Source organism: Streptomyces sp. NPDC059900 (genome assembly GCF_050270335.1).
Taxonomy (GTDB): Bacteria; Actinomycetota; Actinomycetes; order Streptomycetales; family Streptomycetaceae; genus Streptomyces.
In genome coordinates this window covers 1-25,781 of record NZ_JBNNJZ010000014.1, presented here as the reverse complement: position 1 = coordinate 25,781, position 25,781 = coordinate 1, and the positions used below count along the sequence as shown (strand labels likewise).

Genomic DNA, 25,781 nt, shown 5'->3' with positions numbered 1-25,781 from the left:
GGAACAGACGGACCGTCAATTCCGCAATGGACAGAAATGCCCGACTGTGCCAACTATCAGTCGTATGCGTGGATTTCTAGCTTCCTCGATCGGCGTCACGTGCGCGGCCGCCCTGGCGCTTCCCCTCACCCTGCCGTCGTCCGGCGCCCGTGCCGAGACTCCAGCCGCCCAGTCGCAGGCCGGGCGATCCGCGGAGTCGGTTCCGGGCAGCACCCAGTCCCTGCCGCTCGCCCCGCTCGGCTCCGACCGCTCGCCGGGCGGAGGCGCGTCCGGCGAACAGGGCCTGGTCCGGCGCGAGGTCCGGCCCTTCTCCCTCGTCGGCGTCGTCTGGGACGACCCGGACGACGAACTGCACGGCAGCGTCCAGGTCCGCACGCGCGCGACCGGCACCGACAACTGGTCGGCCTGGCAGGCCGTCGAGACGCACAACCACGAGCACGCCGCCGACCCGGACGCCGAGGAGCGCGCCTCGGGCAGGGTCCGCGGCTCCACGGCACCCCTGTGGGTCGGCGACTCGGACGGGGTCGAGATCCGCGTACGGGGCGAGGCGCGGGAGCGGCACGGCGGCGAGGCGGCGCGGCACCGCGCGATCGCGGGGGTGCCCGCCGACCAGGTCCTCCCGGCGGGTCTGCGCGTCGAACTCGTCGACCCCGGCGCCGAGCCCGCCCTGCCGGCCGCCCGGCCCCAGGGCGCCCAGGCCGCGGCCCTGACGAGCGAGAGCGCCGCCGTCCTGCCCGCGCTCAGCAGGCAGGAGACGGAGGCCGCCCTCGCCGCGACCCCCGGCCTCCGGGCGGCGGGGAAGGGCAAGCCCTACGTGGGACCCCGGCCGCGCATCATCACGCGCAAGGGCTGGGGCGCGAACGAGAAGCTCCGCGAGAAGAAGTTCGCGTACACGAAGACGGTGAAGGCCGCCTTCGTGCACCACAGCGCGTCCGGGAACAACTACCGCTGCTCACAGGCGGGATCCGTGCTGCGCAGCATCTACCGCTACCACGTCAAGAGCAGCGGCTGGCGTGACTTCGGCTACAACTTCGCGGTCGACAAGTGCGGAAACATCTACGAAGGACGTGCCGGAGGTGTGGCCAAGCCCGTCCTGGGGGCCCACACTCTCGGTTTCAACAGCAACAGCACGGGCATCGCCGTCATCGGCAGCTACGGCTCCGCCAGTCCGCCGGCTGCCGCCGTGAAAGCGATCGCCCGGCTGACGGCGTGGAAACTCGGCCTGTACGGAGCGAACCCGCGAGGATCGACATATCTGAAGTCCGGGGGTGGCAATCTGTACAAGAAAGGCAAGAACGTCCGGCTCCATGTGATCTCCGGGCACCGTGACGGCTTCGCCACGGAATGCCCCGGTATCCGCCTGTACAAGAAGCTGGGCAAGGCCCGGTCGACCTCGGCCCGGCTCCAGGGCCGCTGAGGCACACCGGGGCCGACGCACACCGCACGACCCGCACAGCGCACTGCACGATCTGCAAAGCCATCTGCATACACTGGCCGGCCGCGACTCAAGTTCGGCCGGCCCCAGCAGGAAGCAGAGACGACAGGTGACAGAAGCGATCCTCCTGGTCGGCGGCAAGGGCACCCGGCTGCGTCCGCTCACGGTGCACACCCCCAAACCGATGGTTCCGGCGGCAGGCGTCCCGTTCCTCACCCACCAGCTGGCGCGGGCCCGCGCGGCAGGCGTGGAGCACATCGTCCTGGCGACCTCGTACCTCGCCGAGGTCTTCGAGCCGTACTTCGGCGACGGCTCGGCCCTCGGCCTCCACATCGAGTACGTCACGGAGACCGAGCCCCTCGGCACGGGCGGCGCGATCCGCAACGTGGCCTCGCGCCTCCGCTCGGGACCCGACGAACCCGTCCTGATCTTCAACGGCGACATCCTGACCGGCCTGGACATCCGGGCCCTGGTCTCGACGCACGAGGAGTCGGGAGCGGACGTCTCCCTGCACCTCACGAAGGTCACCGACCCGCGCGCCTTCGGCCTCGTGCCGACCGACGACACGGGCAGGGTGCAGGCCTTCCTGGAGAAGCCGCAGACCCCCGAGGAGATCGTCACCGACCAGATCAACGCGGGCGCGTACGTGTTCCGCCGCTCGGTCATCGACACCATCCCCGTGGGCCGCCCCGTCTCGGTCGAACGCGAGACGTTCCCCGACCTCCTGGCCTCCGGAGCCCACCTCCAGGGCATGGTCGACTCGACGTACTGGCTGGACCTGGGCACGCCCCAGGCCTTCGTACGCGGCTCCGCCGACCTGGTGCTCGGCCGCGCCCCGTCCCCCGCGATCCCCGGCCGCTGCGGCGACCGCCTGGTCCTGCCGACCGCCTCGGTCGCCCCGGACGCCAAGCTCACCGGCGGCACGGTCGTCGGCGAGCACGCGGTGATCGGCGAGGGCGCCCGCGTCGACGGCAGCGCGATCCTCGCGGGCGCGGTCGTCGAACCGGGCGCGGTGATCACGGACTCCCTGATCGGCGAGGGCGCAAAGGTGGGCGCCCGCACGATCCTCACGGGCGCGGTAATCGGCGACGGCGCGCATGTCGGCCCCGACAACGAACTGCGGGAGGGCGTACGGGTGTGGTGCGGGGCGGAGCTGCCGGCGGGGGCGGTGCGGTTCTCGTCGGACCAGTAACCCTCAGCCCGTCCGGCGTTTGAGGACGAACTCGGCGGAGCCGGTGATCACGGCGCGCAAGGCCCCCGCGCCAGCGGCCCGCGGCGCAGCCGCAATTAGATACAGCCGGGAAGGGGCGGGGTAGGGACCAAAAAAGCCCTACCCTCGTACAAATGTCATCCCGTTTCGCCCCCCGCACCACCCCCACCCGCACCACGGTGCGCGGCGGCGAAACGGTCGTACCCCGGGGAGCACCCCGCCACCCCACAACGGGCAGGACCCGAACCTGGACCCCGCCCTACCCCCTGAACATGGGCCTGACCCTGGGCCCCCTGCGAAGGGGCCCCGCGGACCCCACGTTCCGCGCGACCCCCGACGGCTCGGCCTGGCGAGCCACCCGCACCCCGGAGGGCCCCGGCACACTCAGGGTCGCCCTCCGCGCGGAGTCGGTCGAGGCGGAGGCATGGGGCCCCGGAGCCACCTGGCTCCTGGACCAACTCCCGCACCTCCTGGGCGAATCAGACACACCGGAGGATTTCACCCCCCGCCACCGCCTCCTCGCGGCAACGGCACACCGCCGCCCCGGCCTCCGCCTGCTCCGCACGGGCCTGGTCCTGGAGTCCCTGATCCCGTCGATCCTGGAACAGAAGGTCACGACGGACGAGGCGTACCGCGCGTGGCGCCTCCTGGTCCGCAAGTTCGGCGAGCCGGCCCCCGGCCCGGTCCCCGAGCGGCTGCGCATGCACGTCATGCCGGACCCGAGGACCTGGACCCTGATCCCGTCCTGGGAGTGGCACAAGGCGGGCGTGGACGACAAGCGCGCCTCGACGATCCTGCGGGCGGCCCGCGTCGCCGCGCGCCTGGAGGAGGCGGCGACGATGGAGCCGCTCAAGGCGCAGGCCCGCCTGGAGCTGATCCCGGGCATCGGCCCGTGGACGTCGGCGGAGACGGTCCAGCGCAGCAACGGCGCCCCGGACGCGGTCACGGTGGGCGACCTCCACCTGCCGGGCATCATCGGCTACGCCCTGGCGGACGACCGCACGGCGGACGACGAGGAAATGCTCCGCCTCCTGGCCCCTTACGAGGGCCAACGCCACCGAGCGGCCCGCCTGATCCTCCTGAGCGGCAGAACCCCGTCCCGCAGAAAACCGGGCATGCCGAAGTTCGACATAGCCAAAATCTGAGCACCCCGCAATCTGCGCGGGATCGGCCCCGTAAGGGGCGCGGGGAACGGCGCGAGCAACCACGACGAGCCCGCAGCCGACGGACGGGCGCAGCCATCCCAGGGGCGCGGGGAACTGCGCGACAAGCCCCCACACCCCGCAGAAAAGCAGCTCAGCCAAGCCGCAGCCAAGCCGAGGCCGAAGGCCAGGCCCCGCTACAACACCCGGACGAAGTCCCCCGCATCCCGCGAAGCCCGAGCCGCAGGCTCCCCCGCCGCATGCCCCACGGCCACCGCCCCCATCGGATCCCACGACTCCGGAAGCCCGAGAACCTCCCGTACGACATCCCGGCAGAACATCGTCGAGGAAACCCACGCGGACCCGAGCCGCTCCCCGGCGAGCGCGACCAGGAAGTTCTGCACCCCGGCCCCGGCGGCGACCACGAACATCTCCCGCTCGGCCTGGTCCCGCCGCTCGTCCCCGTACGTGTGAGAGCCGTCCATGACCAGGCAGGGCACCACCAGATAGGGCGCCTTGCGCAGGACGTCCCCGCGCCGCACCCGCTTCTCGATGGACTCGGGGGACTTCCCGTCCCGCCGGAGGTCCGCGACCCACGCGTCCCGCATGGCGTCGAGCAGCCGCACCCGCGCGTCCTCGGATTCGAGCAGGACGAACCGCCACGGCGTCGTGTGATGCGGCGCGGGCGCCGTCACCGCCGCCGCCACGGCCCGCCTGACGGCTCCGGGGTCCACCGGCTCGTCCGTGAACTCCCGGACGGTCCGCCGCTGCGTCACGGCCTCCCGTACGGCCTCGGAGGTCCCGAGCCGGAACATGTCGTCGCGCGAGCCGCGCACCATGGCGCGAGCCCCCTCGTCGGGCGCCCCGGCCCCGCCCACGACGTGCGGAAGACCCCGGACCACCGCGACCGGCAGCCCCTCGGCCTTGCCCTTGACCAGATCCCCGGCGGCGGCGAGCTCGTCCGCCGTGGCGACCACCGTTGCGCTCAGCGGATTGCCGTACGCGTCCACGCCGCCGCGCAGGTCGTCGAGGACCCGCACGCCCGCCGCCCCGATGGCGACATCGGTGAGGCCGTTGCGCCAGGGCCGCCCGAAGGTGTCCGTGACGACGACGCCGACGTCCACGCCGAGGACGTCCCGCAGCCCGTCCCGCACCGCGCGCGCCGAGGCATCGGGGTCCTCGGGCAGCAACAGGACGGTCCCCGAAGCCGTGTTCGAGGCGTCGACACCAGCGGCTGCCATCACGAGGCCCTGGCGGTTCTCGACGATGCGCAGGGTCCCGCGCCGCGCCACGACCCGTACCGTCTCCGCGTCGATGGCCGCCTCGCGGTCGCTCGCCTCGACGATCCGCCCCTCGGCCTTGCTGACGATCTTGGAGGTGACCAGGAGCACGTCACCGTCCGCGAGACCCGGCTCGGCGGCGGCGATCAGCTTGGCGAGATCGTCCCCCTGCCGCACCTCGGGCAGCCCGGGAACGGCCCACACACGAAACGACGGGGAGTCCCCGGCTGCCGAGGACGTCACGCCCGTACCTCCTCCGCGAGCGCGAGCGCCGCCCGCGCCATCTCGGCGGTCGCGTCGACGTCGCTCATCATCAGCGGAATCGCCCGGCACCGGATCCCCGCCGACTCGACGCGCTCCACGACCCCGGCGTCCACCGTGTCGACGAGCCATCCGTCGAGCAGCCCGCTTCCGTAGTGCTCGGCGACCGCGGCGGCCGTGGACTCCACGCCCACCGCGGCGAGCACCTTGTCGGCCATGCCCCGCACGGGCGCGTCCCCGACGATGGGGGAGAGCCCGACGACGGGGACGCCCGCGTCGGCGATGGCCTCGCGGATTCCCGGCACGGCGAGGATCGTCCCGACGCTCACCACGGGGTTGGACGGCGGGAAGAGCACGATGTCCGCATCCGCGATCGCCTCCAGGACACCGGGCGCGGGCTTGGCCTGCTCGGCGCCGACCGGCACGACGGCGTGCGCGTCCACGGACGCCCTCAGGCGCACCCAGTACTCCTGGAAGTGCACGGCCTTCTGCTCGCCGTCGACCGTGACGGCGACATGCGTCTCGACGCGGTCGTCCGACATGGGGATGAGCCGCACGCCCGGCTGCCAGCGCTCGCACAGCGCTTCCGTCACCGCGCTGAGCGGGAATCCGGCGGCCATCATCTGCGTCCGCACGATGTGCGTGGCGAAGTCCCGGTCGCCGAGCCCGAACCACTCGGGCCCCACTCCATAGGCCGCGAGCTCTTCCTTGACCTTGAACGTCTCGTCCGTACGTCCCCAGCCCTGTTCTTCGTTGATGCCGCCGCCGAGGGTGTACATCACGGTGTCGAGGTCGGGGCAGACCTTGAGGCCGAACAGGTGGATGTCGTCACCGGTGTTGCCGATGACCGTGATGTCCGCGTCAGGCGCGGCTTTCTTGAGCCCGCGGAGGAAACGGGCGCCGCCGATACCGCCGGCCAGGACCACAATGCGCATGGGCCCAAGCATGTCAGGCACGTACGACAGTGCGTCAGGCGGTTACGACATCTCCGGCCGAGGGGGCGGTGTCCCGTACGCCGCACCGCGCCGCGTGCATCGGCATGTCGGTGAGGCCGGGGTAGTAGACGTGCAGGCTGACGGCGGGTTCCAGGGAGTCGTTGACGACGTCGTGGACGTACCCGGGCGCGAACACGCGTTGGGACCCGGCGCCGAGCGCGCGCTGCCCGCGTTCCGTACGCTCCGTCAGTTCGCCCTCCAGGACCGTCAGTACGCCGGAGGAGAGGCCGTGGTCGTGCGGGCCGCTGCCCTGTCCGGGCACCCAGGAGAGCAGCCAGACCTCGTAGCCGGGCCCTGTGCGCAGGCGGTGGTACCAGCGGCTCGTCGCGTCGTACTCGACGAGGTGGGCCCACTGCGTGCGGTCGGCCGCGATGGCGCGCGCCATGCCGACGAACTCGGCCACGGTGGCGGGGTGCTCGCGGGCGGGCTGGAGGAGGTGCGTGACTTCGAGGATGTCGCCGGCGATCTGGAGGTCGCTGTCGCTGTTCATGGTGCGGTGGTTCCTCAACGTGAGAGTGCTGGGGTGTCGCGACGGAAGGTGGAGCGGGGAGAGGCTCAAAGAAAGAGAAGCGGGAGAAGCTCAGAGACCCGGCTCGACGAGCTTGGCGGACTTCGCTTCAGAGCGGCTCGAGCGACGAAACGCCGGAGCGGGCTCAACAGCTGGAAGCGGGCAGCCTCAACAGCTGGAGCAGGAACAACGACAGCGCGCGTGGACAGCACCGAGGAGCCCGCTGGTGCGGGTCGTCGAGAGAGCCAAGTTCGCGAGCATGCCCACTAGGAGACCGGCTCACACCTCCCCTGTCAACTCTATGTCCGTTATGCGAGACATGTTTCACCTCATCCGGTTGTTCTGCGAGGTGAAAGGTTTGTGCACCGGTTGCACGGGACACCCAGGGGACACGTTGCGCTTCAACCGGCGCGACCGGCACGTAAACCCCGTCGTGATCCCGTGACCCGAATGTGATCCGCTTCGCTTCGGCGGCCGGATCGCAACGGGATCGATCTCCGTGGCGTCCCTCCCTGGTGAGGGTGCCTGGCGAGGACGGACGCAGGGCACTCGGCAGGGACCGTTGACGGCTGTCATGGTTTATGCCGATTTGAACACTTTCCGCATTGGCTTGGTTCCGCAGGGTGAATAAGGGGCCCAATAGCAGATCTCGGCTTGACTGGCCCGGATCGGCACACTTGTAATTTCACTCGTGTCGTTCAGCCGAAATCGGTAACGGCAAGCACCACGGGGACGCACAGACAGACGAGGGGCGCACATGACCGAGCTGGTTCAGGAACTGCTGGTCGAGGACGCGGACGAGGAACTCGGCTGGCAGGAGCGCGCGCTGTGCGCCCAGACCGATCCCGAGTCCTTCTTCCCCGAGAAGGGCGGCTCCACGCGAGAGGCCAAAAAGGTCTGCCTCGCCTGCGAGGTTCGCTCGGAATGCCTTGAATACGCACTGGCGAACGACGAGCGGTTCGGAATCTGGGGCGGTCTTTCGGAGCGCGAACGCCGCCGGCTGAAGAAGGCCGCCGTCTGAATACCGGCCAGTTCGGAACGGACGGGAGACCACGAGCAAGAGCCCGTTCCGCCCGAACAATCGGCACACACCCCTACGTAACGAACAGCCCGCCGCCCGTGGGTCGTCCACAGGCGGCGGGCTGTTGTGATGCCAGCCGTTAGTGTGGGGCCCCGTCCGAGACGCCCCGGCGCCCCCATGAAGCGCAGGCGTCCACCGCAGTCCATCGAACCGGGGCCCGTACCTCGATGTCCGTGCACAGCCATCCGGCAGCCGCTCACCACGACGCTGCCGCTCCTGAGTTCCCGCGGCACGTCGTCACCGCCGTGATCGTCTCCCACGACGGCGCCCGCTGGCTGCCCGACGCCCTGGCCGGCCTGCTCGGCCAGGAGCGCCCGGTGCAGAACGCCGTGGCCGCGGACACCGGCAGCGCGGACGACTCCGCCCGCCTGGTCACCGAGGCACTCGGCCCCGACCGCGTCCTGCACCTGGCCCGGCGCTCCGGCTTCGGCACCGCCGTCGACGAGGCGAACCGCACCGCCGGCGTGCTGACACCGGAAGAACTGCCGTACCTCAAGCGCCCCAGCGGCTGGGACCCGGTCAGCCGGACCTGGCGCGACGAGGCCTACGACCTGCCCGAGTTGCCGCACGGCGAACCCGAGCAGTGGCTGTGGCTGCTGCACGACGACTGCGCGCCCGAGCCGGGCGCCCTCGCCGAACTGCTCCGCGTCGTGGAGAACGAACGCGAGGTCGGCAAGGACGTCGCGATCGTCGGCCCCAAGCTGCGCGGCTGGTACGACCGCCGCCAGCTCCTGGAAGTCGGCGTCTCCATCGCCAACAGCGGCCGCCGCTGGACCGGCATCGACCGGCGCGAACAGGACCAGGGCCAGCACGACCACGTACGGCCGGTCCTCTCCGTGTCCACCGCGGGCATGCTGATCCGGCGTGACGTCTTCGAGGAACTGGGCGGATTCGACCGGCGCCTGCCGCTCATGCGGGACGACGTCGACCTGTGCTGGCGCGCCCAGAACGCGGGCCACCGCGTCCTGATCGCCCCCGAAGCCGTCGTACGGCACGCCGAGGCCTCGTCCCGCGAGCGCCGCACCGTCGACTGCGTCGGCCGTACGTCCACCTCGCCGCACCGCGTGGACAAGGCGGGCGCCGCCTACACCCTGCTCGTCAACGCCCGTACGGCCGTGCTGCCCTGGGTGCTCGTCCGGCTCGTGCTCGGCACCCTGCTGCGCACCGTCGCGTATCTGGTCGGCAAGGTGCCCGGCCAGGCCCTCGACGAGGTCGCCGGTCTCCTCGGCACGCTGCTGCGGCCCGGACGGATCGCCGCCGCCCGCAAGAAGCGCGGCAAATCGGCGCTCGAACCCGCCGAGATGCGGCCGCTCTTCCCGCCGCCGGGCGCCACCGTGCGCGCCACCGTCGAGCAGGTCGCCGGCAACGTCATCGGCCGCTCCGACCCCGAGGCCGTCACCGGCGCTGGACGGCACGGAACCGTCGAATCCGGACCCGGCGGCGACGACGCCGACTTCCTCCAGGTCGAGCAGTTCGCCCGGCTCAAGCGCCTGGCCCGCAAGCCGGGCCCGATGCTCTTCGTGGTGCTCCTGTTCGCCTCCCTCATCGCCTGCCGCGAACTCCTCGGCAGCGGTGCGCTCGCGGGCGGCGCGCTGCTCCCCGCACCCGGCGACTCCTCCGGCCTCTGGGCCCGCTATCTGGACGCCTGGCACCCCGTGGGGACCGGCGGCACACAGTCGGCGCCGCCCTACATCGCGCTCGTCGCGGGGCTCAGCACCCTGATGTTCGGGTCCACCGGACTCGCGGTCACGGTGCTCCTCGTCGGCTCGGTGCCGCTGGCCGGGTTCGCCGCCTACTTCGCCTCACGGCCGCTCGTCGAGTCGCGTCTGCTGCGCGCCTGGGCCTCGGTCGCGTACGCCTTCCTGCCGGCCGCCACGGGCGCGCTCGCGGGCGGGCGCATCGGCACCGCCGTCCTCGCGATCCTGCTGCCGCTCATGGCGCGCGCGGGCATCGCGGCGAGCGGACTGACCTCGGCACAGGGCAACCGCGGGAGCTGGCGCGCCGCATGGGCGTTCGCACTGCTCCTGACGATCACCACCGCCTTCACGCCGGTCGTCTGGCCGATCGCCCTGGTGCTCGGCGTCGCGCTCCTCGTGGTGCGCAGGGGCGACATCACGGCGTACGGCCTGCGGTTCCTCGCCGCGCTCGGCACCCCGCTCCTGATCCTCGCGCCCTGGTCGCTCTCGCTGCTGCCCTTCGGCTTCTTCAAAGAGGCCGGGCTCGAATTCGGTACCGGCTCCGCGACCGGGCTCGACCTGCTCGGCAGCAGCCCCGGCGGTCCCGGCACCGTGGACGGGCTGCTGCTCATCGGCATCGTGCTCGCCGCCCTCGCCGCGCTCCTGCGCACCGAGCGGCAGCTCGCCGTCCGCACCGCCTGGCTCGCCGCGCTGGTCTCGCTGGTCTTCGCGGCGCTCTCGAACGGCTCGGCGTGGGCAGGACCGGCCACCCTCGGGTACGGCATCGCGCTCCTCGCCGCCGCCGCGCTCGGTGCCGACGGGGCACGCACGCGTGTCGCCGAGCAGAGCTTCGGCTGGCGCCAGCCGGTGGCCGTCCTCATCGCCTTCGCGGCCGCCGCAGGACCGCTGCTCGTCGCCGCCGGGTGGATGATCCGCGGCGCCGACGGCCCCCTGGAGCGGCGCGATCCCGTGCAGGTGCCCGCGTTCGTCGCCGAGGAGAGCGGCACGCAGGACCAGGCCCGCACGCTCGTCCTGGACAGCGAGTCGGCCGCCAGGGTCTCGTACACGCTGGTCCGCGGATCGGGCGCCCGGCTCGGTGACGCCGAGCTCGCCGAGGCCGGCGGCTCGAACCAGCACCTCGACAAGATCGTCGCCCGGCTTCTCGCGGGCTCCGGCGCCGACCAGGCCGACCAGCTCGGCGGCTTCGCCGTCCGCTACGTCCTCGTACGCGACGGCGCACCCCGCCAGATGAGCCGCACCCTGGACTCCACGCCCGGCCTCACCCGTCTCAGCCAGGAGGACGGCAGCGCCCTGTGGCGCGTGGACCGCCAGGTCTCGCGCGCGGCCATCGTGCCGGGGTCCGGCGACCCGCAGCCGGTCGCAGCGGGCCCCGTGGAGCTGCACACGAACATCCCGGCCGGTGACGAGGGCCGCACCCTGCGGCTCGCCGACGCGGCCGACGAGGGCTGGACGGCGACCCTGGACGGCCGCCCGCTGACCGCGACGACGCTGGACGGCTGGGCGCAGGGCTTCGAACTGCCCGCGACCGGCGGCCGTCTGGACGTCACCTATGACGCGCCCGTGAGCCACACGGGCTGGCTGTGGGCGCAGGGAGCGCTCGCCGTCGTCCTGGTGGTCATGGCCCTTCCCGGCCGCCGCCGTCACGTGGACGACGACCTCCCCGACGAGCCCGTCATCCCGGCCCAGCCGGTCGAGGGCGAGGGCCGCAGGGCACGCAGGCTGCGGGCCGCCCAGGCCGAGCAGGAGGCCGCGCAGGCACAAGAGGCTGCCGGACAGAACGACGCAGGTACGCCGCCGCCTCCCCCTGCCGCTCCGGCCGCTCCAGCCGCTCCTGCTGATCCCGCTGCTCCCGCCGAGGAGGAGGCCTTCGCCGCGGTGCCCCGGCAGCCGTCGTACGAGGAGTGGGAGGCGCCCGCGCACACGGGGGCCGACTACGGCACGTACCAGGGCGGGCAGCAGTACCAGGACGCGCAGTACCAGGACACGCAGTACCAGGCGGGCGGCTACGACCAGAACGCGTACCAGGACGCCTACCAGGGCGGCCAGTACGACCCGTACGCCTACGGAGGCGCACAGGGCGGCGGCGAGCAGTACGGGCAGCCGTACGAGCCCGTGTACGGGCACCAGCAGCCTCCGGTGCCGCCGCAGCCCCCGCAGCCGCCGCACGGCACCGACAGTGAGCGCCCCGACGGGAGCCAGCAGTGAACCGCACGACCCAGTCCCTGATCGCCGCGGTGGCCGCGCTCGCCGCCGTCACCGGATTCGCGGTGGCCAACGCGCCCGACGGCAGCGGCGACGACGGAGCGAAGGCGGCCGCGCGGCTGCCCGTCGAGCGTTCGAGCCTGCTGTGCCCGGTGCCCAGTTCGTCCGACCTCGCCGAGACCTCGTACACGGCGTTCACGCCCAAGGGCGAGGGCTCCGGCGAGGCGGGCAAGGCGGAACTGCTGCCCGCGACGAGGGAACTGACGGACGCTCCGAAGGGCGGCGACAACAAGGAGGCGAAGAAGGCCGCCAAACCGTTCCTGACGCCGAAGACCCCGGGCAAGCCCGTCACCGGCGAGGAGTCCGGGGGCAGCGCACCCGCGCTCCTCGGCACCGCCGACGGCAGACTCGCCCCCGGCTGGACCGTCCAGCAGACCACCAAGTACGCGGTGGGCAGCGGCCGCGGCGTGCAGGGCACCAACTGCACGGCCCCCGACACGGACTTCTGGTTCCCCGGCGCGAGCACCGACAAGGACCGCAGCGACTACGTCCACCTGACCAACCCGGACGACTCGGCGGCCGTCGTCGACATCGAGCTGTACGGCAAGGACGGCGCCCTCAAGACCGAGGTGGGCGAGGCGATCCAGGTCCAGCCGCACTCCAGCGTCCCGGTCCTGCTCTCCACGCTCTCGCCCAAGGAGCAGACCAACCTCACGATGCACGTGACCGCGCGCAGCGGCCGGGTCGCGGCCGCCGTGCAGTCGTCGGACGACAAGCTCGGCGGCGACTGGCTGCCCGCGTCCGCGGACCCCGCGAGCCGCCTGGTCCTGCCCGGCATCCCCAAGGACGCGACGTCGGTGCGCCTGGTGGCCTTCGCGCCCGGCGCCGACGACGCCGACCTGAAGGTCCAACTGGCCTCGCCCACCGGCTCGATCAGCCCAGCCGGACACGCGAACCTGCACGTCAAGTCAGGTATGACGACCGCCGTCGACCTGGATGACGTCACCAAGGGCGAGGCGGGCTCGCTGATCCTGACGCCGACCGAGGACGCGGCACCGGTGGTGGCGGCCCTGCGGGTCACCCGGGGCAAGGGCGCCGACCAGGAGACGGCGTTCATCCCGGCCACGAACGCGATCGGCACGCGCGCGTCGGTGGCCGACAACCGTGCCAAGGGTTCCACGCTGTCCCTCGTGGCCCCCGGCAAGACGGGCAGGGTGAAGGTCACCGCTTCGGAGGGCTCCGAGGGCGGCTCGGCGACGAGCAAGACGTACTCGGTCAAGGGCGGCACGACGCTGGGGATCAAGGCCCCCGTCCCGAGCGGCCTCAAGGGCACGTACGCCCTCACGGTGGAGCCGGTTTCGGGGGGCGATGTCTACGGCTCCCGCATGCTGGAGTCCCCGGAGGACGGCATCCCCATGTTCACCGTCCAGACCCTGCCGGACGACAAGGGGACGGTGTCGGTGCCGGAGGCCGAACAGGACCTGACGGTGCTGCAGAAGTAGGCCGCGGGCGCATCGGGGCGCGGGCTGATCGGGGCGCGGGGGAGCGGTCAGTCCTCGCCGTAGCGCGGGTCGACCGACTCGGGCGAGAGGCCCAGGAGCTCGGCGACCTGCTCGACCACCACTTCGTGGACCAGCGCGGCCCGTTCCTCACGCCCCTTGGTGCGGATCTCCACCGGGCGCCGGTAGATCACCACGCGGGCGGGCCGCCCCTCGGTGGCCTCGACCGTGCCCCCGAGCGGCACGATGTCGTCGCTCCAGCCGTCCTCGCCCTGGCCGGCGCCCGAACCGGGGGCCTGCCCCAGGGCGGGCACCTCCAGCACCAGGAACTCGATCTCGGTCAGCTGGGGCCAGCGCCGCTCCAGCCGCTCCACGGAGTCCTGCACCAGGTCGGTGAAGACCTCGGCGCGGCTCGCGGACAGCGGCACCTGGGGAGGCGCCACGGGGCCGCGCATGCCCCTGCCGTGGCGGTCGCGACGGCGGGGCCTCGGGTCTGAGGTGGGGGGCTGTACGGGGTCGTCCATCACTGACGAAGAGTAGTCCTCGAGATCGCTGTTTCCGCACAGCTTCCACCGGGCTTCCCCATGGCTTCCGCATGGCTTCCGTGGGGCGTCCGTACGCGGCGCCGCATGTCGCCGGATGACCATTCCGGTCAGGCTCGGGCTCGATTCCATCTCTCCCGGGCGCAGTCGATCTCGCGACGAGTGACGTGTTTTGCGCCAAGCGGTGACCGGATTCAACACCACTGACCACCCAGGCCTCTTGTGTCACCGCAGGTCAGAGAGGCGTCGCACGAACGGGTCGTGGCGGGGCGTACGGCACGACACATTGGGGTGACCTCGCGGGGCGTCGTCGCGGCCCGCTCAAGAGTGCGGTACCGTCCAACATCGTGAGCCCTGTACGTCGCTGTTCGCGCACCGCTTGCGGCCGTCCCGCCGTCGCGACGCTGACGTACGTCTACGCCGACTCGACCGCGGTCCTCGGCCCCCTCGCCACCTACGCCGAACCCCACTGCTACGACCTGTGCGCCGAGCACTCCGAGCGCCTCACCGCGCCCCGCGGCTGGGAGGTCGTCCGCCTCGCCGACGCCTCCGGTCCCGCCCGCCCCAGCGGTGACGACCTCGAAGCGCTCGCCAACGCGGTGCGTGAGGCGGCCCGCCCGCAGGAGCGCGCGGCAGAGGCGGGCGGCGGCGCTCGCAGGGCGGACCCGACGGAGGTCGCGCGCCGCGGCCATCTGCGAGTGCTGCGCTCACCGGATTCCTGAGCGGGTCTCCGCTCTTCCCCGTTCTTCTTCCCCGCCCTTCCCCGCCTTCCCCCACCTTCCTCGCTCTTCGTTGCTCTTCCTTGCGGTACGCCCCGCTTCGTAGACCCCTGTCGTTTAGCGCTGAACAACTTCTCGCGTACGACCCATTGACGTGCCCATGGCGCCGACATGACCATTCCCCCACTCGTGAGAGATCACTTTCCGCATCACGGAAACCGGGGAGCCGTCCGTGTACGTGCAGCAGCTGGAGCCCGTGGCCGACTCGCTCGGCCTGTCCGCCCTCATCGCGACCCTGCCCCTCCTCACCGTCCTCGTCCTGCTCGGCGTCGTCCGCATGAAAGCCCACCGCGCGGGGCTCATCGGCCTCGGCGTCGCCGCCCTGGTCGCCTGGCTCGTCTACGGGATGCCGCTCGGCCAGACGGCGTCCGGCGCCGCGCAAGGCGCCCTCTTCGGGCTCTTCCCCATCCTGTGGATCGTCGTCAACGCCCTGTGGGTGTACCGGATGACGGTGCGCACCCGGCACTTCGACATCCTGCGCCGCTCCTTCGGACGGCTCTCGGACGATCCGCGCATCCAGGCCCTCGTCGTGGCCTTCTGCTTCGGGGCGCTCCTGGAGGCGCTGGCCGGCTTCGGGGCGCCCGTCGCCATCTCCGCGGTGATGCTGGTGGCGCTCGGCTTCGACCCGGTCAAGGCCGCGGTCGTCGCCCTCGTGGCCAACACCGCGCCCGTCGCCTTCGGCGCCATGGGCACGCCCGTGGTGACGCTCGCCCAGGTCACCGGGCTTCCGCTGGACACCGTCGCCACGGTCGTCGGCCGCCAGACCCCGCTGCTCGCCCTCGTCGTACCGCTGCTCCTGGTCGGCCTCGTGGACGGGCGGCGCGGCCTGCGCGAGACCTGGCTGCCCGCCCTGGCCTGCGGATTCGCCTTCGCAGCCGCGCAGTTCGCCGCGTCCAACTACGTCTCCGCCCAGCTCGCCGACATCGGGGCGGCGTTGGCGGGCGCGGCCGCCCTCGTGGCGGTGCCGAGCGCGCGCAGGCCCGCGTCGGAACCCGTACGCGTCGCGGTCCTCACCGGCGTACGCAGCGAAGACCTGGACCGCGAGGACCCGCGCCCCGAGATCCTGCGCGCCTATGCCCCGTACGCGCTCATCGTCGCCATCTTCTCCGTCGCCCAGATCCCGCCCGTGAAGGACCTGTTGGCCAAGGCGACACAGACCTTCGACTGGCCCTTCCTGAACGTCGCGAACCCTGACGGCGACCCGGTCGGCGGCAATCTCTTCTCGCTGCCGCTCGTGGCGACGGGCGGCACGCTCGTGCTGATCGCCGGGGTGGCCACGGCGGCCGTCATCGGGGTGCACGCGCGCGTGGCGCTACGGGAATGGGCGGCGACCGTGCACGAACTGCGGTTCGCGATCCTCACGGTGACCTCCGTGCTCGCCCTCGCCTACGTGATGAACCTGTCCGGACAGGCCGCCACCATCGGCCACTTCGTGGCCGCGGCGGGCGCGGGGCTCGCCTTCCTGTCGCCGGTGCTCGGCTGGTTCGGCGTCGCGGTCTCCGGCTCGGACACCTCCGCCAACGCGCTCTTCGGGGCGCTCCAGGTGACGGCGGCCCAGCAGTCCGGGCTCTCGCCCGAACTGCTCGCGGCCGCCAACAGTTCGGGCGGCGTGCTCGGCAAGATGATCTCCCCGCAGAACCTGACGATCGCCTGCGCGGCGGTCGGGCTCGCGGGCAAGGAGGGCGACCTGCTGCGCAAGGTGCTGCCCTGGAGCCTGGGGCTGCTCCTCGTGATGTGCCTGATCGTGGTGGGGCAGAGCACGGCGGTGCTCGGCTGGATGCTGCCGTGACGAGGACCTGACGACGGAGGAACCAGACGACGACCCGCAATGATCATGGCTTCATGACGTTCACAGCTGGTTGTCGGCAGTTGCGGGTAGTTTGGGGTCGCCGACGAGTACTCGCCGGATTCGCTGAACTCGCAGAACCTGCAGAGAGGGTTGGCCGTGACTGCTGATCTGTCCCAGATCGTGAAGGCGTACGACGTGCGCGGGGTGGTCCCGGACCAGTGGGACGAGACCTTGGCCGAGCTGTTCGGTGCGGCCTTCGCGAAGGTGACGGGCGCGGACGCGATCGTCACCGGGCACGACATGCGGCCGTCGTCGCCCGGCCTGGCCCGCGCCTTCGCGCGCGGCGCCGCGGCACTGGGCGTGGACGTCACCGAGATCGGCCTGTGCTCGACGGACCAGCTCTACTACGCGTCGGGTGCGCTGAACCTGCCGGGCGCGATGTTCACGGCCTCGCACAACCCCGCGCAGTACAACGGCATCAAGATGTGCCGCGCGGGCGCCGCCCCGGTCGGCCAGGACACCGGCCTCGCCGAGATCCGCGCCCTGGTCGAGGGCTGGTCGGAGTCGGGCGCCCCGGAGCCGGCGGCCACCCCCGGCACGCTCACCCAGCGCGACACCCTGGGGGACTACGCCGCGCATCTGCGGGGCCTGGTGGACCTGACCGCCATCCGCCCGCTCAAGGTCGTCGTAGACGCGGGCAACGGCATGGGCGGGCACACCGTCCCGACGGTCTTCGAGGGCCTGCCGCTGACGCTCGTACCGATGTACTTCGAGCTGGACGGCACCTTCCCGAACCACGAGGCCAACCCCCTCGACCCGAAGAACATCGTCGACCTCCAGGCGCGGGTGCGCCAGGAGGGTGCCGACCTCGGTGTCGCCTTCGACGGCGACGCGGACCGCTGCTTCGTCGTCGACCAGGACGGCGCCCCCGTCTCCCCGTCGGCGATCACCGCGCTGGTCGCCTCGCGCGAGCTCGCCCGCAACGGCGGCAAGGGCACGGTCATCCACAACCTCATCACCTCCTGGTCGGTGCCCGAGGTCGTGCGGGAGAACGGCGGCACGCCGGTCCGCACCCGGGTGGGCCACTCCTTCATCAAGGAGGAGATGGCCAAGACGGGCGCCATCTTCGGCGGCGAGCACTCCGCGCACTACTACTTCCGCGACTTCTGGAACGCGGACACGGGCATGCTGGCCGCCCTGCACGTCCTCGCGGCACTCGGCGGCCAGGACGGCCCGCTGTCGGCCCTCGTCGCCCAGTACGACCGGTACGCCGCCTCCGGCGAGATCAACTCCACGGTCGACGACCAGACGGCCCGCCTCGCCGCGATCAAGGCCAGGTACGAGGCTCAGGAGGGCGTCACCATCGACGAACTCGACGGCCTCACGGTCACGGCAACGGACTGGTGGTTCAACGTCCGAGCCTCCAACACAGAACCCCTGCTGCGCCTGAACGTAGAGGCAAAGGACGAGCAGACGATGACAAAAACAAGGGACGAGGCCCTGAAGATCATCAGGGCCTGACAGCCACCGCGTCCGCGGGCAGGCGTTCCGCAAGGCGGAACGGGTGGGCACAAACGCCCACCGGCCCGCAGACAAGGAACGACGTGGCAGTCCCACCCCGGGGGAGGCCGGGGCGAAGCCCCGCCTGGTACACACCCTGAGGCCCAGGGGCCAGAGGTACGCTGAGCAGGCGACATCCGCACCCCGACCCGCTCGAAGGGACCCACCCCATGCCGCTCGAAGCCGGCCTCCTGGAGATCCTCGCCTGCCCGGCGTGCCACGCCCCCCTCAAGGAGGCGGACACGGAGCTGGTCTGCACGGCGGAAGGCAAGGACTGCGGCCTCGCCTACCCCGTCCGCGACGGCATCCCCGTACTCCTCGTCGACGAGGCCCGCCGCCCCGCCTGAAGCCCGGAAAGCGCGACCGGCGGCGCCCCGCTCGCCGCCCGGCGAATCGGAGGCCCGACCCATGCTCGACGAATCGCTGCTCGACGCCCCCGAGGCCCTCGCCGTGGCGGACCGCCGCGGCCTCCTCCGCGGCGCCGCAGAAGCAGGAGCCCGCGTCCGTACGGCGGTCCGGCACGCCACGGAGGCAGGCCTCACGCAGCTCAAGCCGGACGGCCGCCCCCGCGCCATCCTGATCGCGGGCCCCGGCACCGCCGCCACCTGCGTGGCCGACCTGCTCGGCACCCTCGCGGGAGCGGGCTGCCCCGTGATCCGCCTCGCCCCCACCGGCGTCGCCCCCGCCGCAGGCGCCCTGCGCTGGGCGCTCCCCGGCTGGGCGGGCCCCCTCGACCTGCTGCTCGTCGCCACCCCGGACGGCACGGAACCGGGCCTCGAACTCCTCGCCGAACAGGCATACCGCCGCGGCTGCACCGTCGTGGCCGTCGCCCCCGCCCGCACCCCGCTCGCCGAGGGCGTCGAAGGCTCGCACGGCCTCACGGTCCCGATGGCCACATCCCCGTACGGGGAGTACGAAGCCCCGCACGACGGAGAGCGCGCCTCCGGTTCGTACGAAGCGCGCCGCCGGGACGACGAGGCCGCCGCGTCCGCCCCCGCCACCCTCTGGGCCCTTCTCGTCCCGCTGCTCATCCTCCTGGACCGCACCGGCCTGATCACCGCACCGGCCGAGACCCTGGAGAAGATCGCCGACCGCCTCGACCACGTCGCGGAACGCTGCGGTCCGGTCGTCGCGACGCACAGCAACCCCGCCAAGACGCTCGCCGCCGAACTCGCCGAAGCCCTGCCGGTGATCTGGACCGAGGACCGCCTCGCGGGCCCCGTCGGCCGCCGCTTCGCCGCCACGCTCGCCGAACTCGCAGGGCACCCGGCGGTCGCGGGCGAGCTGCCCGAGGCGCTGCCCGCGCACGGCGCCCTGCTCGCCGGACACCTGGCCCCCGGCGCCGACGGCGACGACTTCTTCCGCGACCGCGTCGAGGAACCCCAGCACCTGCGGGCCCGCGTCGTCCTGCTCCGCGACCGCCCGGTGGACGCGGGCGGCCTCAGCGCCGCCCCCGCGGCCCGCGAGCTCGCCCACGGCCACGACGTCGCGATCAGCGAGCTCGAACCGGAGGACGGCGACGAACTGGAGACCCTCGCGGAGCTGATCGCCGTCACGGATTTCGCCGCCGTTTACCTGTCGCTCGCCCCGAGGGACGGATCATGACCGCAGCCCGTTCATGAGCTGCACGATCCGCACGCCCCCGCACTCGCACCCGCACCGCGCACGTACGTAAGGGAGACCCCCTCCGTGGACCGCCTCACCAACACCATCCGCCCCTACGCCTGGGGCTCCACCACCGCCATCGCCGAGCTCGTCGGCGTCGAGCCGACCGGTGAGCCGCAGGCCGAGATGTGGATGGGCGCCCACCCCGGCGCGCCCTCGCGCACCGAGCGCGGTCCGCTCGACGAGGTGATCGACGAGGACCCGGGGCGCGAGCTCGGCAGGGCGGCGGTCGCCAAGTTCGGCCCGCGCCTGCCCTTCCTCCTCAAGATCCTCGCGGCGGGCGCCCCGCTCTCCCTCCAGGTGCACCCCGACCTGGAGCAGGCGCGCGAGGGCTACGAGGACGAGGAGAGCCGCGGCGTCCCGGTCGACGCCCCGCACCGCAACTACAAGGACGCCAACCACAAGCCCGAACTGATCTGCGCCCTCACGGAGTTCGACGGCCTCTGCGGCTTCCGCGACCCCGTGGAGGCCGCGGACCTCCTCGCCGGACTCGGCGTCGACTCCGTGAAGCCGTACGTCGACCTCCTGCACGCCAAGCCCGGGGACGGCGCCCTGCGCGAGGTCCTGACGGCAGTACTTACTGCGGACCGGGAAGAGATGGCGGCCACCGTCAACGAGGTCTCCGAGGCCGCCGAGCGCATCGGCGGCGTCTACGCCCCGTACGCGGGCATCGCGCGCCACTACCCCGGCGACCCCGGCGTCATCGCGGCGATGCTCCTCAACCACGTCCGGCTGCAGCCCGGCGAGGCGCTGTTCCTGGGCGCCGGAGTCCCGCACGCCTACCTCGACGGCCTTGGCGTCGAGATCATGGCCAACTCGGACAACGTGCTGCGCTGCGGCCTGACCCCCAAGCACGTCGACGTGCCCGAACTCCTGCGCATCGTCCGCTTCGAGCCGACCGATCCCGGCGTCCTGCGCCCGGAGGCATCGCCCGACGGCGAAGAGGTCTACGAAACCCCGATCGACGAGTTCCGCCTCTCCCGCTTCGTCCTGCCCGAGGGCGCGACGGCACCGCACGACCTCACGGCCCCGACCCCGCAGATCCTGCTCTGCGTCGCGGGCTCGGTCCGGGTGGGCGACGCCGGGGAACTCACGCCCGGACAGTCCGTGTTCGTCCCCGCGGACGAAAAGACCGAAGTGTCCGGAGTGGGCACGGTCTTCCGTGCCACTGTGGTGGCCTGACGCACCACCAGCGCCTCGTGCTGCAACAATGACCCACCGCAAAGGGCGGGCAAAGCAGCGCGCACCGCCCGGCGGTGGACGAGGAACGTACGCAGGCGAAGGGACAACGGGCACATATGAGCGCGTCAGGCGGAACAAAGGCGATTGTCGCGGCACTCGCCGCGAACCTCGCGATCGCGGTGGCGAAGTTCGTCGCGTTCATCTTCAGTGGCTCGTCGTCGATGCTCGCCGAGAGCGTGCACTCGCTCGCCGACTCGGGCAACCAGGGGCTGCTGCTCCTCGGCGGCAAGAAGGCGCAGCGCGAGGCGACCCCGCAACACCCCTTCGGGTACGGGCGCGAGCGCTACATCTACGCCTTCCTGGTCTCCATCGTGCTCTTCTCGGTCGGCGGCATGTTCGCGATCTACGAGGGCTACGAGAAGATCAAGCACCCGCACGAGATCGAGCACTGGTACTGGCCGGTGGGCGTCCTGGTGTTCGCGATCATCGCCGAGGCCTTCTCGTTCCGCACGGCCATAAAGGAGTCGAACCAGACGCGCGGCAGCCTCACCTGGACGCAGTTCGTCCGCCGTGCGAAGGCACCCGAGCTGCCGGTCGTGCTCCTGGAGGACCTGGGCGCGCTCGTCGGCCTGATCCTGGCCCTGGTCGGCGTCGGTCTCGCGCTCGGCACGGGCGACGGCGTCTGGGACGGCATCGGCACGCTCTGCATCGGCGTCCTGCTCATCCTGATCGCGATCGTCCTCGCCGCGGAGACCAAGTCGCTGCTCCTGGGCGAGGCCGCGGGCACCGAGGAAGTCCAGAAGATCGAGAAGGCCCTGGTCGACGGCGACACGGTCACCCGCGTCATCCACATGCGCACGCTCCACCTCGGCCCCGAGGAGCTCCTCGTCGCCGCCAAGGTCGCCGTCCAGCACGACGACACGGCCGCCGAGGTGGCCGCCGCCATAAACGCCGCCGAGGAGCGCATCCGCGCCGCGGTACCGATCGCCCGCGTGATCTACCTGGAGCCGGACATCTACAGCGAGGCGGCAGCGGCCGAGGGCACCAACCCGGCGAAGTCGCCCGGCGGTCACTGATTCACTGAGTACGTACGCCGATGGGCCCCGCACCTGCACGGTGCGGGGCCCATCGCCGTATCCGGAACTACTGCCGAGCTACTGAACCTCGCGCAGCACCCCGAGGATCGCCGCCTCGTCGGGCGCGGCCTCAAGCCGCTCCCGGAAGCCGGTGTCCATCAGCTTGCGCGAGAGCAGCGCGAGAATCCGCAGGTGCTCGTCGCCCGCGGCCGACTCCGGCACGGAGATCATGAAGATCAGCTTGGCCTTCGTACCGTCGATGGCACCCCACTCGATGCCCTCGGACGACCGCGCGAACCCGACGACCGGCGAGGTCACCGCATCGGTCTTGGCGTGCGGGATGGCGATCTCCTCGCCGAGCCCCGTGGTGCCCTGGGCCTCGCGGCGCAGAGCGGTCTGCACGAGCTCCTCGACGTCGTTCACCTTGCCGGTGGCGGCAAGGAGGTTCGCCATCTCGCGGATCGCGGAGTCCTTGTCGGCGGAGTCCAACTGGACCTTCACGGTCTGCCCGGTGAGATAGCCGGAGAGGACTTCTCCGTCGTCCTCCACGGGCGCGGGGGAGGGGGCGGCTGCGGCAGCCGTCTTCTGCGGGCCGGCGGATGCCGCGGACGCCGCGGACGCCCCGGACGTCCCGGAGGCGACGGCTCCTGCTCCCGCTCCCACGCCCGCGAGCACCGGCTCGGGCCCGCCCGGCACGTCGACGACCGGTGCCCCGCGGCGCTTGCGCTCGCTGAGGTCGACGAGGGTGACCGTGGTGAGGGCGGTGACGACGGCACCGATGGCCACAGCGACGAAGAACATCGGCACGCCGCCCACGGCACCCAGGACCGCCACGATCGGACCGCCGTGCGGCACCGCGTCCTTCACGCTCGCCAGACCCGCGATCGCACCGGCGACGGCGCCACCGAGCATGTTCGCCGGGATGACCTGCGCGGGCCGCGCGGCAGCGAAGGGGATCGCTCCCTCCGAAATGCCGAAGAAGCCCATGAACAAGGCGGCCAGACCGGTCTCGCGTTCCTGCTCGTTGTAGAGCCGCTTGCGGATCAGCGTCGCGAGGCCCTGGCCGAGCGGCATGACGGGGATCGCGGCGGCGCACATGCCCATGACGGTCTGGTTGCCGGTCGCGATGAGCCCCGCGCCGAACAGGAACGCCGTCTTGTTGACGGGACCGCCCATGTCGAACGCGATCATCAGACCGAGGATCGCGCCGAGCAGGATCGCGCTGGTCCCGGTCATGCCGCTGAGCCAGCTGGTCAGATGCTCGAAGATCCACGAGATCGGTTTGCCGATGACGTAGATGAAGAAAAGCCCGAGTGCCGTGGTCGAGATGATGGGGATCACGATGATCGGCATGATCGGCTGGGCGAACTTCGGGACCTTGATCTTCTTGATCCACAGCACCAGATAACCGGCGAGGAAGCCGGTCACGATGGCCCCGATGAAGCCCGCGCCCGCCTTGGAGTCGTACAGCTCACCGGTGTTGGCGATCCAGCCGCCGATCATGCCCGGCACGAGCGCGGGCCGGTCGCCGATCGCGTAGGCGATATAGCCGGACAGGATCGGCACCATCAGCGTGAACCCGATGGTGCCGATCTGGTTGACGTGCATCCAGAACGAGTCGTCGGGGATGACGAGCCCGCCCTTGGGGTCCGTGTGTCCGCCGAGCGACAGCGAGATCGCGATCAGCAGCCCGCCGACCACGACGAACGGAATCATGTACGAGACGCCGTTCATCAGCGCCTTGTACGCGAGGCTCCGCTCCTTGCCGCCTCCGCCTCCGCCGCCGGAGGCCGCCGCGGCGGAACCGCCGTCAGCGCCGCTGCCGCCGCCGTGCACGGGCGCGCTCCGCACCTGCTCGATCAGCTGCTCGGGGCGGCTGATGCCTTCGGACACCCCGACGGACAGCACGCGCTTGCCCGCGAACCGGCTGCGGTCGACGTCCTTGTCGGCCGCGATGATGATGCCGTCAGCCTCCCTGACATCGTTGTCAGTCAAGACATTCTCGGCCCCGATGGAGCCCTGCGTCTCCACCTTCATGTCGATGCCGAGGCTCTCCGCCGCCTGTGAGAGCTTCTCCGCCGCCATGTACGTGTGAGCGATACCGGTCGGACAGGCGGTCACGGCGAGCAGCTTGAGCTTCTTCTGCTGCTCGCCGCCGTCACCGCCTATGGGGGGATCGGCCGGACGGGTCACGTGGATCTCCTAACGCCTTTAACGCCTTCGTCAAACAAGATCGCGCAAATGTTCCCGATCTCAAGGCATCCTGCAACACGCGCGCACAGGTTCAAAAGCGCAAAGGTCCCGAATGTGCAGGTACGAGGCCCTGTCCGTGACCCTGGCCGTCCCCTCCCGGCCCCCGACTGCCCCCGGCGGCGGGCGCCCCGCCCGTCCTGACACCCCGGGGAGGCGGGCTGGGGCTCGCTGGGCCAATCGGTGTAGCTTTGTGACCGAGCCAGACGTCGCTGCTGATGGCGGTCGGGCGGTGCCTGTACGGGTACCGGCCGAGGGAGAGAGGGCCTCCGACGGACTGCGCTGCTGCGCGCCGGTGCTTCTCCGTACCGTCGTCGCAGGTCAGCCATGTCCACCCACCCTCGATCAATCCCACGAGGAGCAGCTCACCAATGTCGACTCTCATCAACGGCCAGGACTTCAAGGTCGCGGATCTCTCCCTCGCCGACTTCGGCCGCAAGGAGATCACCCTCGCCGAGCACGAGATGCCCGGCCTGATGTCGATCCGCAAGGAGTTCGCGGCCACCCAGCCGCTGGCCGGCGCCCGCATCATGGGCTCGCTGCACATGACCGTGCAGACCGCCGTCCTCATCGAGACCCTGGTCGCCCTGGGCGCCGAGGTCCGCTGGGTCTCCTGCAACATCTTCTCCACCCAGGACCACGCCGCCGCGGCCATCGCCGTCGGCCCGAACGGCACCCCGGACGACCCGCAGGGCATCCCGGTCTTCGCCTGGAAGGGCGAGACCCTGGAGGAGTACTGGTGGTGCACGGAGCAGGCGCTGACCTGGCCGAACACCCCCACCGGCGGCCCGAACATGATCCTGGACGACGGTGGCGACGCCACCCTCCTCGTCCACAAGGGCGTCGAGTACGAGAAGGCCGGCAAGGTCCCCTCCGAGGACACCGCCGAGTCGGACGAGCACCGCGTCATCCTCCAGCTCCTCAACCGCACCATCACCGAGGGCTCGCAGAAGTGGACCCAGCTCGCCTCGGAGATCCGCGGCGTGACCGAGGAGACCACGACCGGCGTCCACCGCCTCTACGAGATGCACCGCGACGGCACCCTCCTCTTCCCGGCGATCAACGTGAACGACGCCGTGACGAAGTCGAAGTTCGACAACAAGTACGGCTGCCGCCACTCCCTGGTCGACGGCATCAACCGCGCCACCGACGTCCTGATCGGCGGCAAGACCGCCCTCGTCTGCGGTTACGGCGATGTCGGCAAGGGTTGTGCCGAGTCGCTGCGCGGCCAGGGCGCGCGCGTGATCATCACCGAGGTCGACCCGATCTGCGCCCTCCAGGCGGCGATGGACGGCTTCCAGGTCACGACGCTCGACGAGGTCGTCGACAAGGTCGACATCTTCGTGACCACGACCGGCAACAAGGACATCATCATGGCCTCGGACATGGCCAAGATGAAGCACCAGGCGATCGTCGGCAACATCGGCCACTTCGACAACGAGATCGACATGGCCGGCCTCGCCAAGATCCCCGGCATCGTCAAGGACGAGGTCAAGCCGCAGGTCCACACCTGGACGTTCCCCGACGGCAAGGTCCTCATCGTCCTCTCCGAGGGCCGCCTGCTGAACCTGGGCAACGCGACGGGCCACCCGTCCTTCGTGATGTCCAACTCCTTCGCGGTCCAGACC

19 protein-coding genes are annotated in these 25,781 nt (G+C 71.5%); 14 read left to right on the top strand and 5 right to left on the bottom strand.

All coding sequences use genetic code 11. The features are described from left to right. Positions 1–64 precede the first annotated feature (64 nt). The 3 genes from ACQKIP_RS04470 to ACQKIP_RS04460 all read left to right on the top strand — a co-directional run bounded on the left by ACQKIP_RS04470 (position 65) and on the right by ACQKIP_RS04460 (position 3,790). Positions 65–1,417, top strand: coding sequence for a peptidoglycan recognition protein family protein (locus ACQKIP_RS04470; protein WP_365863721.1), 1,353 nt, complete (start codon positions 65–67; stop codon positions 1,415–1,417). A gap of 127 nt (positions 1,418–1,544) precedes the next feature. Next, the gene (locus ACQKIP_RS04465) at positions 1,545–2,627 is read left to right on the top strand and encodes an NDP-sugar synthase (protein ID WP_365863719.1); all 1,083 of its coding nucleotides are present in this window, start codon (positions 1,545–1,547) and stop codon (positions 2,625–2,627) included. A gap of 152 nt (positions 2,628–2,779) precedes the next feature. Further along, positions 2,780–3,790, top strand: a complete 1,011-nt coding sequence (locus ACQKIP_RS04460; RefSeq protein ID WP_365863718.1) for a DNA-3-methyladenine glycosylase family protein — start codon at positions 2,780–2,782, stop codon at positions 3,788–3,790. A 194-nt stretch (positions 3,791–3,984) separates the two neighbouring features. Here the strand turns inward: ACQKIP_RS04460 and ACQKIP_RS04455 are convergent, their stop codons facing one another. From ACQKIP_RS04455 to ACQKIP_RS04445, 3 genes are read right to left on the bottom strand one after another with little or no spacing between them, the layout of a single operon-like run. Then, entirely contained in the window at positions 3,985–5,310 is a 1,326-nt protein-coding gene (locus ACQKIP_RS04455) for a coenzyme F420-0:L-glutamate ligase (RefSeq protein ID WP_365863717.1), read from the bottom strand. Further along, positions 5,307–6,263: a 2-phospho-L-lactate transferase gene (gene cofD / locus ACQKIP_RS04450; protein ID WP_365863716.1), complete on the bottom strand. Its 957-nt coding sequence runs from the start codon at positions 6,261–6,263 to the stop codon at positions 5,307–5,309. The genes ACQKIP_RS04455 and cofD overlap by 4 nt, the downstream gene beginning before the upstream one ends. Positions 6,264–6,297: 34 nt before the next feature. Beyond that, complete coding sequence (locus ACQKIP_RS04445; RefSeq protein ID WP_365863715.1) at positions 6,298–6,813, bottom strand: cysteine dioxygenase; 516 nt, start codon at positions 6,811–6,813, stop codon at positions 6,298–6,300. Positions 6,814–7,588: 775 nt separating this feature from the next. Between ACQKIP_RS04445 and ACQKIP_RS04440 the strand changes: the two genes are divergently transcribed. The 3 genes from ACQKIP_RS04440 (at position 7,589) to ACQKIP_RS04430 (ending at position 13,313) form a co-directional block, all read left to right on the top strand. Continuing rightward, entirely contained in the window at positions 7,589–7,852 is a 264-nt protein-coding gene (locus ACQKIP_RS04440) for a WhiB family transcriptional regulator (protein ID WP_016642094.1), read from the top strand. Between the two features lie 227 nt (positions 7,853–8,079). Next, positions 8,080–11,814: a glycosyltransferase family 2 protein gene (locus tag ACQKIP_RS04435; RefSeq protein WP_427742131.1), complete on the top strand. Its 3,735-nt coding sequence runs from the start codon at positions 8,080–8,082 to the stop codon at positions 11,812–11,814. After that, positions 11,811–13,313, top strand: a complete 1,503-nt coding sequence (locus tag ACQKIP_RS04430) for a DUF5719 family protein (protein WP_365863712.1) — start codon at positions 11,811–11,813, stop codon at positions 13,311–13,313. Before ACQKIP_RS04435 ends, ACQKIP_RS04430 begins: the two co-directional genes overlap by 4 nt. A gap of 47 nt (positions 13,314–13,360) precedes the next feature. On the opposite strand, the gene ACQKIP_RS04425 is transcribed toward ACQKIP_RS04430, so the two are convergent. Further along, complete coding sequence (locus ACQKIP_RS04425; protein WP_365863710.1) at positions 13,361–13,834, bottom strand: metallopeptidase family protein; 474 nt, start codon at positions 13,832–13,834, stop codon at positions 13,361–13,363. A gap of 365 nt (positions 13,835–14,199) precedes the next feature. Between ACQKIP_RS04425 and ACQKIP_RS04420 the strand changes: the two genes are divergently transcribed. From ACQKIP_RS04420 to ACQKIP_RS04390, 7 genes are all read left to right on the top strand, one after another. Further along, positions 14,200–14,574 (top strand): DUF3499 domain-containing protein, encoded by a 375-nt coding sequence (locus tag ACQKIP_RS04420; protein ID WP_361393196.1) that lies wholly within the window; start codon positions 14,200–14,202, stop codon positions 14,572–14,574. Between the two features lie 229 nt (positions 14,575–14,803). Next, positions 14,804–16,420 carry an L-lactate permease gene (locus tag ACQKIP_RS04415; RefSeq protein WP_365863709.1) on the top strand — a complete coding sequence of 539 codons (1,617 nt, stop codon included), beginning with the start codon at positions 14,804–14,806 and terminating at the stop codon, positions 16,418–16,420. A gap of 156 nt (positions 16,421–16,576) precedes the next feature. Then, positions 16,577–17,941, top strand: a complete 1,365-nt coding sequence (locus tag ACQKIP_RS04410) for a phosphomannomutase/phosphoglucomutase (protein ID WP_365863707.1) — start codon at positions 16,577–16,579, stop codon at positions 17,939–17,941. Between the two features lie 209 nt (positions 17,942–18,150). After that, positions 18,151–18,327 (top strand): Trm112 family protein, encoded by a 177-nt coding sequence (locus ACQKIP_RS04405; RefSeq protein ID WP_190083431.1) that lies wholly within the window; start codon positions 18,151–18,153, stop codon positions 18,325–18,327. A gap of 61 nt (positions 18,328–18,388) precedes the next feature. Then, positions 18,389–19,585: an SIS domain-containing protein gene (locus ACQKIP_RS04400; protein ID WP_365863704.1), complete on the top strand. Its 1,197-nt coding sequence runs from the start codon at positions 18,389–18,391 to the stop codon at positions 19,583–19,585. Positions 19,586–19,669: 84 nt separating this feature from the next. Then, complete coding sequence (gene manA / locus ACQKIP_RS04395; RefSeq protein WP_365863703.1) at positions 19,670–20,827, top strand: mannose-6-phosphate isomerase, class I; 1,158 nt, start codon at positions 19,670–19,672, stop codon at positions 20,825–20,827. 116 nt (positions 20,828–20,943) lie between these two features. After that, complete coding sequence (locus tag ACQKIP_RS04390; protein WP_365863701.1) at positions 20,944–21,903, top strand: cation diffusion facilitator family transporter; 960 nt, start codon at positions 20,944–20,946, stop codon at positions 21,901–21,903. 78 nt (positions 21,904–21,981) lie between these two features. Here ACQKIP_RS04390 and ACQKIP_RS04385 read toward each other — a convergent pair whose 3' ends face one another. Next, entirely contained in the window at positions 21,982–24,096 is a 2,115-nt protein-coding gene (locus ACQKIP_RS04385) for a fructose-specific PTS transporter subunit EIIC (RefSeq protein WP_365863699.1), read from the bottom strand. 428 nt (positions 24,097–24,524) lie between these two features. Here ACQKIP_RS04385 and ahcY point away from each other — a divergent pair. Continuing rightward, a partial coding sequence (gene ahcY / locus ACQKIP_RS04380; protein WP_427742125.1) for an adenosylhomocysteinase occupies positions 24,525–25,781 on the top strand: 1,257 nt, incomplete at its 3' end.

What these genes read in the sequence shown, in the direction of transcription:
- ACQKIP_RS04470 (WP_365863721.1), top strand. Translation starts at nt 65, where the DNA reads ATGCGTGGATTTCTAGCTTCCTCGATCGGCGTCACGTGCGCGGCCGCC.
- ACQKIP_RS04460 (WP_365863718.1), top strand. Translation starts at nt 2,780, where the DNA reads ATGTCATCCCGTTTCGCCCCCCGCACCACCCCCACCCGCACCACGGTG.
- cofD (WP_365863716.1), bottom strand. Translation starts at nt 6,263, where the DNA reads ATGCGCATTGTGGTCCTGGCCGGCGGTATCGGCGGCGCCCGTTTCCTC.
- ACQKIP_RS04445 (WP_365863715.1), bottom strand. Translation starts at nt 6,813, where the DNA reads ATGAACAGCGACAGCGACCTCCAGATCGCCGGCGACATCCTCGAAGTC.
- ACQKIP_RS04440 (WP_016642094.1), top strand. Translation starts at nt 7,589, where the DNA reads ATGACCGAGCTGGTTCAGGAACTGCTGGTCGAGGACGCGGACGAGGAA.
- ACQKIP_RS04435 (WP_427742131.1), top strand. Translation starts at nt 8,080, where the DNA reads ATGTCCGTGCACAGCCATCCGGCAGCCGCTCACCACGACGCTGCCGCT.
- ACQKIP_RS04425 (WP_365863710.1), bottom strand. Translation starts at nt 13,834, where the DNA reads ATGGACGACCCCGTACAGCCCCCCACCTCAGACCCGAGGCCCCGCCGT.
- ACQKIP_RS04405 (WP_190083431.1), top strand. Translation starts at nt 18,151, where the DNA reads ATGCCGCTCGAAGCCGGCCTCCTGGAGATCCTCGCCTGCCCGGCGTGC.
- ACQKIP_RS04400 (WP_365863704.1), top strand. Translation starts at nt 18,389, where the DNA reads ATGCTCGACGAATCGCTGCTCGACGCCCCCGAGGCCCTCGCCGTGGCG.
- ACQKIP_RS04390 (WP_365863701.1), top strand. Translation starts at nt 20,944, where the DNA reads ATGAGCGCGTCAGGCGGAACAAAGGCGATTGTCGCGGCACTCGCCGCG.